The following is a 13,419-nucleotide window of genomic DNA, read 5'->3' on the forward strand; positions in this document are numbered from 1 at the left end:
GAAGCAGGACCGCCAACACATGAAGGACGAAGCCAGGGCGCTGCCCGTCACCGCCGTGCTGGAGCCGCTGACGGCGGCGCTGAAGCGCCATGGCCGCGCGGTCCTTTCCGCCCCGCCCGGCGCCGGCAAGACCACGCTGGTGCCGCTACACCTGCTGGAACATGGCCCGCCGGGCAAGATCATCCTGCTGGAGCCGCGCCGGCTTGCCGCCCGCGCCAGCGCCTTTCGCATGGCGGCCCTTCTCGGCGAGGAGCCGGGCGGCACCGTTGGCTATCGCATGCGGCTCGACACCAAAGTCTCCGCGAAAACCCGCATCGAGGTGGTGACCGAGGGCGTGTTCGCACGCATGGCGCTGGACGATCCTGAGCTTGCCGGCATTTCGACGGTGATTTTCGATGAATTCCACGAGCGCTCGCTCGATGCCGATTTCGGACTGGCGCTCGCGCTCGATATCCGCGCCGGCCTGCGCGAGGACCTGCAGGTGCTGGTGATGTCGGCAACGCTGGATGTCGCCCGGATCGCCGCCCTTCTCGGTGATGCGCCGGTGATCGAGAGCAAGGGCCGGGCCTATCCTGTCGAGATCCGCTATCAGGCCCGGCCGCCGCAATCGCGCATCGAGGACAGCGTCACGGACGCCGTGCGCGCCATGCTGGCCACGGAGGAAGGCTCGATCCTCGCCTTCCTGCCGGGCCAGGCGGAAATCCGCCGCACCGCCGAGCGACTTGAGGGAAGGGTGGGGGAAGACACCGACATCGCCCCGCTCTACGGCAATCTCACCCGCGCCGAGCAGGATGCGGCGATCAAGCCCGCGCCTGCGGGCCGCCGCAAGGTGGTGCTCGCCACCTCGATCGCCGAAACCTCGATCACCATTGACGGCGTCACGATCGTCATCGACAGCGGGTTGCAGCGCCAGCCCGCCTATGAACCGGCGACCGGCATCACGAGGCTGGAAACCGTGAAGGTATCGCGCGCGGCAGCCGACCAGCGCGCCGGCCGCGCGGGCCGAACCGCGCCTGGGATTGCCCTGAGGCTCTGGCATGAGGGCCAGACGGCGGCTCTTGCCCCCTTCAGCCCGCCGGAAATCATGAAATCCGATCTCTCCGGTCTGGTTCTCGACCTTGCCCATTGGGGCGTCACCGACCCCGCGCAGCTTGCCTTTCCCGACCAGCCGCCCGGACCAGCGCTCGCCGAGGCCAAGAAGTTGCTGGCAGCCCTCGGCGCGCTTGGCGACGACGGACGGCTGACCGAAACCGGCGAGCGCATCCGCGCGCTGTCGCTGCCGCCGCGCCTTGCCGCCATGGTGATCGAAGCCGGCCGCACCGGCCATGGGCGCGATGCGGCAAGACTTGCCGTGCTGATGAGCGAGCAGGGGCTTGGCGGTCCAAGCATCGATCTGTCGGAGCGGCTGCGGCGGTTTGCCGCCGACCGCTCACCCCGCGCCGAGGCCGCGCGCGGCCTTGCGGACCGGATCGCAAAGGCGGCGGGCAGCGGCCGCGCGGACGGCCCGTTCGACCCCGGCGAAGCGCTGATCCATGCCTTTCCCGACCGGATCGCGATGGCGCGCGGGGGGCGCGGGCGCTATCTGATGGCGAACGGGCGCGGGGCCGAGCTTGCCGAGGACGATCCGCTCGCCGGCGAGGATTTTCTGGTCATCGCCGATCTGACCGGCTCGGCCGCGCGCGGGCGCGTACTCGCCGCCTGCCCGCTGTCGCGCGCCGTTATCGAAACGCAGCCGGGGATCGAGACGCTGGAGGAATGCGTGTTCGACCGCGACAGCCTGTCGGTGCGCGCCCGCCATGTCCGCCGGCTCGGGGCGCTGGTGCTGTCCGAACGCGCGGTGAAGAGGCCTGCGGGTGAGCAGGCAGCCGAGGCCCTTGCCGAGGGGCTGCGCCAGCACGGACTGGCGCTCATCGATTTTCCGAAGGAGGCGGCGCATCTGAGAGAGCGCATCGGCTTCCTCCACCGCAAGCTCGGCCCGCCTTGGCCGGATGTCAGCGATGACGGATTGCTCGAAAGCCTCAAGACCTGGTTCACGCCATTCCAGACCGGTCAGACGTCGCTTGCCGCGATCACCCCCAAAAGCCTGACGGACGGGCTGAAATCGCTGCTGCCCTATCCGCTTGCCGCCGATCTCGACCGGCTGGCGCCCACCCATTTCCCCGCGCCCACCGGCGACCGGCTGCCGATCCGCTATGATGGCGACGAACCGGTGTTGTCGATCCGGGTGCAGATGCTTTACGGGCTGAAAGCCCATCCGACGATCGCAGGCTCCGTGCCGCTGCTTCTGGAACTGACCTCGCCCGCCGGACGGCCGATCCAGACGACCCGCGATCTGCCCGGCTTCTGGGCCGGATCGTGGAAGGATGTGCGCGCCGATATGCGCGGGCGCTACCCGAAACATCTCTGGCCGGAAAACCCGGCCGAGGCCGAAGCAACGCGCCGGGCAAAGCCGCGCGGAACGTGACAGGAGACAGGCCATGAGGGCGCCGCCGCCGGAAATGCTGGAGAAGGAACGCCGCCGCAGCCTGCGCCTGCAGACGCTGGTGCGGCTGCGCTGGCTGGCGGTCGCGGGCCAGACAACGACCGCGACCTTCGTGGCCTTCGGGATCGACTTCTCGATGCCGATCATCCCCGTGTTCGCGCTGATCGCCGCGCTCGCCCTCGGCAATCTGATCCTGACGCTGCGCTATCCGGCAACGCAGCGGGTGGAGCCGCGCTTCGCCTTCGCGCTGCTCGGCTTCGACCTCGCCCAGCTCACCGCCCTGCTTTATCTGACGGGCGGGCTTGCCAATCCGTTCGTGCCGCTGATTTCGGTGCCGGTGATCATTTCCTTCACGGCGCTGCCGCTGCGCCACGCGATGGCGCTTCTGGTGCTGGCGGTCGCGGGCGTTTCGCTGCTGGCGATCGAGCCGTTTCCGCTGCCCTGGTATGAGGGGCTTTCGCTTCAGATCGAGCCGGTGCTGAAATTCGGCATCTGGATCGGGATCGTCTCGATGCTGAGCTTCGCCGCCTTCTACGCCCACCGGATTTCGCTGGAGGCCGAGCAGATCTCGGATGCGCTGGCGGCGACCGAACTGGTGCTGCAGCGAGAGCAGCACCTGTCCCAGCTCGACGGTCTAGCCGCCGCCGCCGCCCATGAACTGGGAACCCCGCTCGCGACGATTTCGGTGGTGGCAAAGGAAATGGCGCGCGCACTCGGCGATGATCCGGACCACGGCGAGGATGTGCAACTGCTCGTCAGCCAGAGCCAGCGCTGCCGCGACATCCTTTCCCGGCTCGCCTCGCTTTCCAAGGAGGACGAGAGCCATATGCGACGGTTGCCGCTGTCCTCGCTGCTGGAGGAGGCGGCGGCCCCCCACCGGCCGTTCGTCGCGGAAATGGAGATCAGCATCGAGGGCGACGGCCCCGAACCCGTCGGCCAGCGCAATCCGGCGGTGCTTTACGGCCTCGGCAACATCATCGAAAACGCGGTCGAGCATGCCGGCCGCGCCGTGAAAATCGAGGCGCGCCATGATGCCACCCGCGTGACCATCACCGTCAGCGACGATGGCGGCGGCTTTGCGCCGGATATTCTCGCGCGCATCGGCGATCCCTTCGTCTCGGACCGCCAACCCGATCGCGAGGAGGGCAACCGGGCCGGCGGGCTGGGACTCGGCTTGTTCATCGCCAAGACGCTGCTGGAACGCGCCGGCGCGACGCTGACCTTCGAAAACCACGGCGGCGCCCGCATCACCATCACCTGGCCACGTTGGCGGATGGAGACGGAGTGAGGGCAGCTTTGCGGATGGGGGAGGGGTTCTAAAATCGGCCCGCGATCCATGCGGCAAGCCTTTCGGCGACCTCGGCCTTGTCCATATCGGGCCAATCCTCCGCGCCACCCGTCGTCACCAGCGTAACCCGGTTGCGCTGGCCGCCCATGACACCCTCTTCCGACACATCATTGGCGACGATCAGGTCGGCGCCCTTGCGGGCGAGCTTGTCGCGGGCATAGGCGGCGACATCGTTGGTTTCGGCGGCGAAGCCGACGACCAGCGAAGGACGATCATGGTGGTGGCCGACGGTTTTCAGGATGTCCGGGTTTTCAACGAGCTTCAGCGGCGGCGGGGCCTCGCCGGGCTTCTTCTTCATCTTCTGCGGGGCGGAATCCTCCGCCCGCCAGTCCGATACCGCCGCGACCATCACCGCAATATCAGCGGGGAGCGCCGCCTCCACGGCGGCCAGCATTTCGCGCGCACTTTCGACATGCACGGTGGTGACGCCTGCGGGATCGGCGATATTGACCGGGCCTGCGACCAGCGTCACCTCCGCGCCAAGCCGCGCGAGGGCCGCTGCAATCGCATGTCCCTGACGGCCGGAGGAGCGGTTGGCGATATAGCGCACCGGATCGATCGCCTCCACCGTCGGGCCGGAGGTGACGATTGCGCGCCGTCCGGCAAGCGGTTTCGGTGCTTCTTCGAAAAATGCTTCGACGGCCGCCACGATCTCCAGCGGCTCGGCCATCCGGCCCGTGCCGGCCTCGCCGCGCTCGGCCATTTCGCCCGCCATCGGGCCGATGGTCATGACGCCGTCACTGACAAGCGTTGCAAGGTTGCGCGCCGTCGGCGCTGCTGACCACATCTTCGGGTTCATCGCGGGCGCGATCATCACCGGGCAATCACGCGCCAGAAGCACCGCGCCGGCGAGGTCATCGGCGATGCCCGTCGCCATCTTCGCCATCAGGCTGGCGGTGGCCGGCGCAACCAGGATCAGGTCGTGCTCGCGGGCAAGGCGGATATGACCGACATCCTGCTCGTCCTCGCGCGAAAACAGCGCGGTGAACACATGGCCGCCGGAGAGCGCGCCAACGGCAAGCGGCGTGATGAATTCCTGCGCCGCCGCGGTCATGATCGGGGTAACCGCCGCGCCGCGCTCCTTCAGCCGGCGGATCAGATCGAGGCTCTTGTAAGCCGCGATGCCGCCGGCGATGATCAGAAGGATGCGTTTTTCCTGAAGCGACATGAGCGTGCTTTCCCTACCATTCTGCCGCTATCATTAGCATGGATGCTGCGCCGAAAAACCCTCCCTTGAAGGGCGAGAGTCTGGCCGAAGAAAAATCTGTTTCATCTGACGGCCTGATGAACGCCGATAAAGAAAAAATCTTCTACAGATTTCGTTGGTTCCAAACGAATGCGGGTCTATCACGCCTGTCGAAACGGGTTGGACGAGATGAAAATTATCGAGACGGAAGCATTCAAGGGGCTGACGGCAACGCGCCGCCTTGCCATTCGCGACGTCAAGGCGGCCGCGGCCGAGCTATCGCCGCAGATTGAATACGAGGCCGCGGAATGTGGCCTCGCGGTCGCCGGTCCATGGATATTCATCGCGCAGAACCTGCCCCATGACGGCAAGACGCTGTTTGACTGGACGATCTGTTGCCCGGTGACGGCGCCCGACGGATACCGCCATCAGGGGGAGTTCACGCTCACGGCATTCGAGCCGATCATCGTCGCGACCACCACCTATCAGGGCACGATGCGGGGTCTGTTCACGAAGGGCTACGCGCCGCTTGTGGAAGAGATCGAGCACTCCCGCCATGTCTTCTCTGGCGAGAGCCGGGAAATCTATCATGCTTGGAACGGCGCCAAGGCCGGTTATCACCGGATCGAGATTCAGTTCGGCCTTGCACGCTGAAGGCGGCGCGGCCTGTTTCGACAAGCCGCGCCGAGACTCGGTTTACTTCGAAAAATCGAGCGCCCGGTCGCCATCCTTATCCTTAACCCGCGTCGGCAGGCCGATCTGGTTCAGGATGTGCAGGAACGGCTTGGGCGGCAGTTCCTCGACATTGGCCATGGTCTTCACGTCCCACTCGCCCGAGGCGACCAGCATGGCGGCTGCGACCGGGGGAACGCCGGCGGTGTAGGAAATGCCCTGCGAGCCGACCTCGTTATAGGCTTCCTTGTGGTCCGAGACGTTGTAGATGAACACTTCCGCCGGCTTGCCGTCCTTGGTGCCCTTGACGAAATCGCCGATGCAGGTGTTGCCGGTATAGCCTGGCGCGAGCGAGGAGGGGTCGGGCAGCACGGCCTTGACCACCTTGAGCGGCACCACTTCCTGGCCGTCGGCCAATTTCACCGGCTGTTCGGAGAGCAGGCCGAGGCTTTTCAGCACGGTGAAGACGTTGATGTAGTGATCGCCGAAACCCATCCAGAAGCGCACATTGGGCGAGCCCATGTTCTTTGCCAGCGAGTGAATCTCGTCATGGCCCGACATATAGGCCTTCTGCTTGCCGACCACCGGCAGGTCGAATTCATGGCCGATCTCGAACATCTTGTTCGTCGTCCACTCATTGTTCTGCCAGGCATAGACCACGCCGGTGAACTCGCGGAAATTGATCTCCGGATCGAAGTTCGTCGCGAAATACTTGCCGTGGCTGCCGGCATTGATGTCGACGATATCGATATCGGTGATGTCGTCGACATAGTCGTCCTTGGCAAGGCGCGCATAGGCGTTGACGACGCCCGGATCGAAGCCGGCGCCGAGGATCGCGGTCACGCCCTTCTCGGCGCAGCGATCCTTCCGCTTCCATTCGTAGTTGGCATACCACGGTGGGGTTTCGCAGATTTTGTCGGGCTCTTCGTGGATGGCGGTGTCGATATAGGCCGCACCCGTTTCAAGGCAGGCTTCCAGCACCGACATGTTGAGGAAGGCCGTGCCGACATTGATGACGATCTCGACGCCGGTTTCCTTGATCAGGCCGACGGTTGCCGGAATATCCAGCGCGTCGAGCTGGTGCGCCTGAAGGACGCCCTCCTGCTTCAGCGCCTTCTTTTCCATGATGCTTTCGATGATCGCATCGCATTTCGCCTTGGTGCGCGAGGCGATATGGATATCGCCGAGCACATCATTGTTCTGGGCGCATTTATGAGCCACCACCTGGGCGACGCCGCCTGCGCCGATAATCAGGACATTCTTCTTCATCAGGACAACGTCTCCGGTTTCGTCCGTTGTGGCCGCTGGGCCGGTGAAAAATCTGGCGTCACGACAGGCTCGCGACATAATCCTCATAACCGAACTGGCGCACGGGGCGGATGGTTCCATCCAGCTCCCGATGGGCGATCGCCGGCATTTTCACGCCATTGAACCAGTTCTTCTTGACCATCGTATAACCGGCGGCGTTTTCGATCGAAAGACGATCGCCGACCCTGACGGGCTGCTCGAAGGAAAATTCGCCGAAAATATCGCCCGCAAGGCAGGACTTGCCGCAGATCATCACCTTGTGCGGCCCGGTATCGGGCGAGAGCTTCGCACGCTCGCGGTAGATCAGCAGATCCAGCATGTGGGCCTCGATCGATGAATCGACGATGGCAAGGTCCTTGCCGTTATTCAGCGTGTCGAGCACCGTCACTTCCAGCGTCGCAGCACCGGTGATCGCCGCCTCGCCGGGTTCCAGATAGACCTGAACGCCGTATTTCTCCGCAAATGCCTTGAGCCGAGCGGCAAGCCGTTCCAGCGGATAGTTGTCGCCGGTGAAATGAATGCCGCCGCCAAGGCTCACCCAGTCGAGCCGCGACAGGAGATGGCCGAAACGCTGCTCGATCACGCCGAGCATGTCGTCGAAACGCTCGAAATCCTCGTTCTCGCAGTTGTTGTGAAACATGAAGCCCGAGACCTTGTCGAGCACCGGCTCGATCACCGCCGGATCATGTTCGCCGAGGCGCGAAAATGGCCGGGCTGGATCGGCGAGATCGAAATCCGAGCTCGAGACCTGCGGATTGACGCGCAGGCCGCGGATCCTGTCGGCCGACTGGCGCTCGAACCGGGTAAGCTGACCGACCGAATTGAAGATGATCTTGTCGCAGTTCTCCAGCACCTCATCGATCTCGTCTTCGCCGTAGGCCACCGAATAGGCATGGGTCTCGCCGCCGAATTTCTCGTAGCCGAGCTTGACCTCGTAGAGCGATGACGAGGTGGTGCCGTCCATATACTGGCTCATCAGATCGAAAACCGACCATGTGGCGAAGCATTTGAGCGCGAGCAGGGCTTTCGCGCCGGAAGCCTCGCGCAGCCATGCTATCTTTTCCATGTTCGCCGTCAGGCGCTGCTTGTCGATGAGATAATAGGGCGTTTGCATCGGCGTGACCTCTTTCAGGCGGCGTCAAAGAAGCGCCCGGGCGCAACGGGCTGTCGGGGTCTACATATTCAAGCGGACGGTAAAATCAACCTCGAAGCGGAAGGGTTACGGGAAAAGGATCGCGAAGAGGGGAAGGGTGGGCCTCCCCATCAGCCCTTCAACAGATAGCGCGCCGCGTCCTCATCGGTGATCAGCGCGTTGATCTGTCCGCCGCGGACGGCGGCGCGAATGGCGCGATGCTTGCGCGCGCCGCGGGCGAGGCCAAACACGGTGGTATCCTCGTGAACGGGAATGGGGATGCTGGCGACGCGCTGGTTGATCGGGTGGTCCAGAAGCTGGCCATTATCGTCAAAAATCCAGCCGCAGATTTCGCCGGCGGCCCCTGCGGCAAGCAGTTCCTCCATCTCGCCGGCGGTCAGGAAACCATCGACCAGCAGGGGCGCATGCTGGCCGAGCTCGCCAATGCCCACGAATGTCGCATCCGCCGTTGCGCCAAGCTCCAGCGTCGGCTTCACCAGCGGCTGGGCGTGAAACAGGATGCGCTCCTCAGGTGTTGAGACCAGAACCGGCAGCGGCATCGGGAAATGGCGGGCATTGATGGCGTCGGCCATCAGGAAGATGACGTTGTAATAGGCCGCCGAGCCATCCGGGCTGATATTGCCGGTGAGCGAGACGATCCGGTGTTGCGGGCAATCCATCGGCGGCAATTGCTCCACGGCGGCGCGCAGCGTGCGGCCGGTGCCCATGGCAAGCACGGTCGGCTCGGCGCGTTTGAGCCAGCGCTCGATTTCGGCAGCGCCTTCCTCGGCAATACCGGCGACGGAACTGTCGGAGCCCGGATCGCTCGGCACCACCACCGCCTGTTTCAGCCCGAATTCCTGCTGCAGCGCGCTTGAAAGCGCCAGGCATTCGGCGATCGGATGGTCGAGGCGAACCTTGATCAGCCGTTCCGACATGGCGAGCGACACGAGGCGCTGGGCGCTCTGGCGGGAAATGCCCATGGCGGCGGCAATCTCGTCCTGGGTGCGGCCGGCGACATAATAGAGCCAGCCGGCGCGCGCCGCGTCGTCGAGACGGGAGGTTTTGCCGGTTTTCTTCGCCATTACGGGGCCGCTATCTTCCTTCGTTGAGCCTTCATCAAGCGGCAGCTTAGTGCCTGCAAGGCTGGAAGGGAACCGGTCCCGGCGCCTGCCGCCGCTCATTCCCCGAAAACCGGTTTCCGGCACGCGGAAGCTTGTCGGTCGGGGGGCAAAGACGATAAAAGCGGTCGGCGGCGATTTCGCGCCGTTTGAACGGATCGGGAAAAGCCGCCATTTCCAGGTGGCGGGCAGTGAGGAACTCATGAGCAAGCGTATCGTTTTCACCGGCGGCAGCGGCAAGGCCGGCCGCGATGTCATTCCCTATCTTCTGGACAGGGGTCACAGCGTCCTCAATCTCGACCTGAAACCGCTCGACCATCCGGGCGTGAACACGCTCACCACCGATCTGACCAAGAGCGGCGAGGTTTTCAACGCGCTGTCGTTGCATTTCGGCTTTGAGGGCTATGAGAGCGGCGCGCTGCCGAAGGCGCCGGACGCGGTCGTCCATTTCGCCGCCGTGCCGCGGGTGCTGCTGCAGCCCGACAATGTGACCTATGAGACCAATGTGGTCTCGACCTATAACGTCATCGAGGCGGCGATGAAGCTTGGCGTGCGCAAGGTGATCATCGCTTCCAGCGAAACCACCTATGGCGTCTGCTTCACCGAGGGCGACAAGGACTTCAAGTCGTTCCCGCTGGAAGAGGACTACGATGTCGACCCTATGGACAGCTACGGGCTTTCGAAGGTCTGCAACGAGAAAACCGCCCGCGCCTTCGCCATGCGTTTCAACGCCGACATTTACGCCCTCAGGATCGGCAACGTGATCTCGCCGGAAGACTACGTCAATTTCCCGGGCTTCCTCGCCGACCCGCCCTCGCGGAAGCGCAATGCCTGGAGCTATATCGACGCCCGCGATCTCGGCCAGATCGTCGATCTGTGCCTTCAGAAGGACGGCCTCGGCTTTCAGGTGTTCAACGCCACCAACGACACCATCACCGCCAACGAACCAACCGCAAGCTTCCTCGCCAAATACGCGCCCAACACGCCGATTACCCGCGAACTGGACGAATACGAGGCCCCGCTCTCCAACCGCAAGATCCGCGAGGTTCTGGGGTTTCGTGAGGAACATGACTGGCGTAAGTATGTGAAGTGAGGCGCGGGCAAAAGACAACGGCTGTCGCATATGGCTTGACCGCATAGCCCCCCAATCTTCTCGTCCCGGCGGGGAGAGATGTCGCGAAAGCGACAGTGAGGGGGGAGAGTTTCCCCGCGAACGCCCTCGCGAGACGAAAAGCCGCACCACCCTCACTGCCCCTTTCGGGGCATCTCTCCCGCCAGCGGGAGAGAGTATTGGGTGCAAGCCGCTACGCCATATGCGATTCGCCTGCCCTCAAGGGGGGAGATTAGGGGGCAAGCGGCGAAGCCCCGCCCGCTACTCAACCGCCACCGAATGCCACAACGCCTTGTCACCGATCTCGGCGACCATTTTCGCATGGGCTTCCAGCTCTTCCGGGTGGATGCGCGGGGCAAGCGGGCGGGGGCGGACGAGGGGAGGGAGCTTGCGGACATTGCCGTCGGCGTCATACTGGTCGCCGTCGCCGGCATTGACGAGCCGGAACGCCGCCTGCCGGCCGCCCGACATCTCGATATAAACCTCCGCCAGCAACTCGGCATCGAGCAGCGCGCCGTGCTTGGTGCGGTGGGCGTTGTCGATCGCATAGCGCTTGCAGAGCGCATCGAGGCTATTGGGGCCCATCGGATGTTTGCGCCGCGCCAGCGCCAGCGTGTCGAGCACCATCTCATCGGCGATCGGTCCCTTGCCCAGCCGACCGAGCTCGACATTGATGAAGCCCATATCGAAGGACGCATTGTGAGCGATCCAGCGCGCACCGTCGAAAAAGGCCAGGAGATCATCGGCGATTTCCGAGAATTTCGGCTTGTCCTGAAGAAACTCGTCCGTGATTCCGTGCACCTGAAGGGCTTCCGGATGCACGGTCTTGCCATCGGCATTGATATAGACGTGGAAGGTGCGGCCGGTCGGGAAGTGGTCGATCAGTTCGACGGCGCCGATCTCGATGATCCGGTCGTCATTCTTGTCCATGCCGGTGGTTTCGGTATCGAAGATGATATCGCGCTGCGCCTTCATCAGATGCTGTCCCTTGCGGCCCGCGGGCCTCGTTTTTTCAGGTCGGCAATGATCGCGGTTACCGCCGCACGCGCCGCGTCGATGCCATGTCCGGTATCGACAGTATAATCGGCCCGCGCCCGTTTTTCGCTATCGGGGAGCTGTTGTTTCAACACGGTTTCCAGTTTTTCCACTGTCATTCCCGGCCGCGAGAGCACGCGTTCGCGCTGAATTTCCGGATCGCAGGTGACGACCACGACATAATCGACATCGCGCTCGCCGCCGGTTTCGTAAAGCAGCGGCACATCGAGCACCGCGATTGGCGCGCCGGCCGCCTTCGCCTGCTCCAGGAAGGCGCGCCGTTCCTCGCGCACCAGCGGATGGACGATCGCCTCAAGCCGCTTGAAGTTTTCCGCCTTGCCGGCAAGCGCGGCGCTGAGCTTCTGCCGGTCGATCGCGCCGTTGACGGCGACGCCGGGGAAGGCGGCTTCCACAGGTTCCACCGCCCGGCCGCGATAAAGCCGGTGCACGGCATCATCGGCGTTGAAGACCGGCATGCCGGCCTCGGCGAAGAAACCCGCCGTGGTCGATTTCCCCATGCCGATCGATCCGGTGAGACCAAGCAATATCATGCGGTTTCTCCAAGGTCAGCGAGGATTTCGGCCATCAGCCCGTCATCGACCTCCGGCGTCTTGCCGAACCATTTCTCGAAACCGGGCACAGCCTGGTAGAGCAGCATGCCGATGCCCTCGGCGGTTCTGAAGCCCTGTTGTTTGGCCTGTTTGAGGATCGGGGTTTCGAGCGGCACATAGACGATATCGGCGACGATCGCGTTTTCGTGCATCGGCGAAAAATCGAAATCCGGCACAGCACCGCCCTTCATCCCAAGCGAGGTGGTGTTGACGAACAGGCCGGCGCCTTCCATCACCGCCTCGAGATTGTCCATGTCGTGAGCATGCACCCGGTCGCCGAGCCTGAAGGCGAGCTCTGAGGCGCGCGCCAGCGTGCGGTTGACGATATGGACATGGGAAAAGCCGCGATTCTTCAGCGCCAGCACCACGGCGCTGGCGCCGCCGCCGGCGCCCAGCACCACCGCGCGCTCGGCATAATCCCAGCCGGGGTGGAGCGCATCGAGACTGCTGGCAAAGCCGAAGCCATCGGTATTGGTGGCGTGGATGCGGCCGTCTTCCACCCACAGCGTGTTGGCGACGCCGAGCGTGGTTGCGAGCTCGTCGCGCTCGTCGGCAAGTTCGAAGGCTGCGGCCTTGTAGGGCATGGTGACATTGCAGCCGACATAGCCGGCCTCGCCGGAGCGCAGCTTGTCCATGAATTCGCCGATCGCGCCGGGCGCGACATCCTGGCGGACATAGTCTCCGTCAATGCCGTATTTCTTCAGCCAGTAGCCATGCACCAGCGGCGAGCGCGACTGATCCACCGGATGGCCTATAACGCAGGCCCTTGGCTTTGCCGTTTCACGTGAATCACTCATCAATCGCTCCCAGTTTGCGCAAGGCCTTCAAAAGCGTCAGCATCGGCAGGCCCAGTATCGTGAAGAAATCGCCCTCGATTTTCGTAAACAGTTGCACGCCCGGTCCTTCGAGCTGGTAAACGCCGGAGGAAAAAAGCACCTCATCCGGAAGCAGGGCAAGATAACGCTCGATCGCCGCCTCATCGAGCGTGCTCATGGTAAGCCGCGCCGTCTCCGCCGCCTCGAAGAGGATTTCGCCGTTTCTGGCAATCGCGAATGCGCTGATCAGCGAATGGCTTTTGCCCGAAAGCCGCTTCAGATGATCACGGGCCTCCTCCCGGCTTTCCGGCTTGGAATAGGGCCGGCCTTCGAATTCCATCACCTGGTCGCCGCCGATCACAAACGCATTTTCCGCCCGCGCCGAAACATCGAGCGCCTTTTCGCGCGACAGCAGGCCCGCCAGGAAGGCCGGTGTGACACCCTCTTTCAGATAGGGGGCCTCGATGGCGCGTTCATCGACATCGGGCTTTACGGCGGTAAAGGCGAGGCCGGCATTTTCAAGCAGGGAGCGGCGGGACCGGCTGGTGGAGGCGAGCACGATCGCGGGTTTTTCATCGGTGGCGTTCATATTTCTCCC

General features: G+C 64.0%; 12 protein-coding genes. 4 read left to right on the top strand and 8 right to left on the bottom strand.

From position 1 onward, the window contains the following. Positions 1–19 precede the first annotated feature (19 nt). Positions 20–2,464, top strand: a complete 2,445-nt coding sequence (hrpB, locus tag V6765_RS14495; RefSeq protein ID WP_448429958.1) for an ATP-dependent helicase HrpB — start codon at positions 20–22, stop codon at positions 2,462–2,464. 13 nt (positions 2,465–2,477) lie between these two features. Then, positions 2,478–3,770, top strand: a complete 1,293-nt coding sequence (locus V6765_RS14500) for an ActS/PrrB/RegB family redox-sensitive histidine kinase (RefSeq protein ID WP_448429960.1) — start codon at positions 2,478–2,480, stop codon at positions 3,768–3,770. Between the two features lie 28 nt (positions 3,771–3,798). Here V6765_RS14500 and coaBC read toward each other — a convergent pair whose 3' ends face one another. After that, the gene (coaBC, locus tag V6765_RS14505; RefSeq protein ID WP_448429962.1) at positions 3,799–4,998 is read right to left on the bottom strand and encodes a bifunctional phosphopantothenoylcysteine decarboxylase/phosphopantothenate--cysteine ligase CoaBC; all 1,200 of its coding nucleotides are present in this window, start codon (positions 4,996–4,998) and stop codon (positions 3,799–3,801) included. Positions 4,999–5,205: 207 nt separating this feature from the next. Between coaBC and V6765_RS14510 the strand changes: the two genes are divergently transcribed. Further along, a complete protein-coding gene (locus tag V6765_RS14510; RefSeq protein WP_448429964.1) occupies positions 5,206–5,670 on the top strand; it encodes a hypothetical protein in 465 nt (154 codons plus the stop codon). Between the two features lie 42 nt (positions 5,671–5,712). On the opposite strand, the gene V6765_RS14515 is transcribed toward V6765_RS14510, so the two are convergent. From V6765_RS14515 to V6765_RS14525, 3 genes are all read right to left on the bottom strand, one after another. Further along, on the bottom strand, positions 5,713–6,957 hold the full coding sequence (locus V6765_RS14515; RefSeq protein ID WP_448429966.1) for a saccharopine dehydrogenase NADP-binding domain-containing protein: 1,245 nt from the start codon (positions 6,955–6,957) through the stop codon (positions 5,713–5,715). A 58-nt stretch (positions 6,958–7,015) separates the two neighbouring features. Next, entirely contained in the window at positions 7,016–8,110 is a 1,095-nt protein-coding gene (gene nspC, locus V6765_RS14520) for a carboxynorspermidine decarboxylase (RefSeq protein WP_448429968.1), read from the bottom strand. Between the two features lie 149 nt (positions 8,111–8,259). Continuing rightward, positions 8,260–9,213: a sugar-binding transcriptional regulator gene (locus tag V6765_RS14525; protein WP_448429970.1), complete on the bottom strand. Its 954-nt coding sequence runs from the start codon at positions 9,211–9,213 to the stop codon at positions 8,260–8,262. Positions 9,214–9,451: 238 nt separating this feature from the next. Between V6765_RS14525 and V6765_RS14530 the strand changes: the two genes are divergently transcribed. Next, on the top strand, positions 9,452–10,342 hold the full coding sequence (locus tag V6765_RS14530; protein ID WP_448429972.1) for an NAD-dependent epimerase/dehydratase family protein: 891 nt from the start codon (positions 9,452–9,454) through the stop codon (positions 10,340–10,342). Between the two features lie 279 nt (positions 10,343–10,621). Here V6765_RS14530 and dnaQ read toward each other — a convergent pair whose 3' ends face one another. Genes dnaQ through V6765_RS14550 form a run of 4 tightly spaced genes read right to left on the bottom strand, consistent with a single transcriptional unit; the run spans position 10,622 to position 13,410 of the window. After that, entirely contained in the window at positions 10,622–11,335 is a 714-nt protein-coding gene (gene dnaQ / locus V6765_RS14535; protein WP_448429974.1) for a DNA polymerase III subunit epsilon, read from the bottom strand. Next, on the bottom strand, positions 11,335–11,946 hold the full coding sequence (gene coaE / locus V6765_RS14540) for a dephospho-CoA kinase (RefSeq protein WP_448429976.1): 612 nt from the start codon (positions 11,944–11,946) through the stop codon (positions 11,335–11,337). The genes dnaQ and coaE overlap by 1 nt, the downstream gene beginning before the upstream one ends. After that, entirely contained in the window at positions 11,943–12,803 is an 861-nt protein-coding gene (locus tag V6765_RS14545; protein WP_448429978.1) for a shikimate dehydrogenase, read from the bottom strand. The genes coaE and V6765_RS14545 overlap by 4 nt, the downstream gene beginning before the upstream one ends. Continuing rightward, entirely contained in the window at positions 12,796–13,410 is a 615-nt protein-coding gene (locus tag V6765_RS14550) for a Maf family protein (protein ID WP_448429980.1), read from the bottom strand. The genes V6765_RS14545 and V6765_RS14550 overlap by 8 nt, the downstream gene beginning before the upstream one ends. Between the last annotated feature and the right edge of the window lie 9 nt (positions 13,411–13,419).

It is taken from the genome of Martelella sp. FOR1707 (assembly GCF_053484265.1).

What these genes read in the sequence shown, in the direction of transcription:
- coaBC (WP_448429962.1), bottom strand. Translation starts at nt 4,998, where the DNA reads ATGTCGCTTCAGGAAAAACGCATCCTTCTGATCATCGCCGGCGGCATC.
- dnaQ (WP_448429974.1), bottom strand. Translation starts at nt 11,335, where the DNA reads ATGAAGGCGCAGCGCGATATCATCTTCGATACCGAAACCACCGGCATG.
- V6765_RS14515 (WP_448429966.1), bottom strand. Translation starts at nt 6,957, where the DNA reads ATGAAGAAGAATGTCCTGATTATCGGCGCAGGCGGCGTCGCCCAGGTG.
- V6765_RS14545 (WP_448429978.1), bottom strand. Translation starts at nt 12,803, where the DNA reads ATGAGTGATTCACGTGAAACGGCAAAGCCAAGGGCCTGCGTTATAGGC.
- V6765_RS14500 (WP_448429960.1), top strand. Translation starts at nt 2,478, where the DNA reads ATGAGGGCGCCGCCGCCGGAAATGCTGGAGAAGGAACGCCGCCGCAGC.
- V6765_RS14510 (WP_448429964.1), top strand. Translation starts at nt 5,206, where the DNA reads ATGAAAATTATCGAGACGGAAGCATTCAAGGGGCTGACGGCAACGCGC.
- V6765_RS14530 (WP_448429972.1), top strand. Translation starts at nt 9,452, where the DNA reads ATGAGCAAGCGTATCGTTTTCACCGGCGGCAGCGGCAAGGCCGGCCGC.
- V6765_RS14550 (WP_448429980.1), bottom strand. Translation starts at nt 13,410, where the DNA reads ATGAACGCCACCGATGAAAAACCCGCGATCGTGCTCGCCTCCACCAGC.
- coaE (WP_448429976.1), bottom strand. Translation starts at nt 11,946, where the DNA reads ATGATATTGCTTGGTCTCACCGGATCGATCGGCATGGGGAAATCGACC.
- nspC (WP_448429968.1), bottom strand. Translation starts at nt 8,110, where the DNA reads ATGCAAACGCCCTATTATCTCATCGACAAGCAGCGCCTGACGGCGAAC.
- hrpB (WP_448429958.1), top strand. Translation starts at nt 20, where the DNA reads ATGAAGGACGAAGCCAGGGCGCTGCCCGTCACCGCCGTGCTGGAGCCG.
- V6765_RS14525 (WP_448429970.1), bottom strand. Translation starts at nt 9,213, where the DNA reads ATGGCGAAGAAAACCGGCAAAACCTCCCGTCTCGACGACGCGGCGCGC.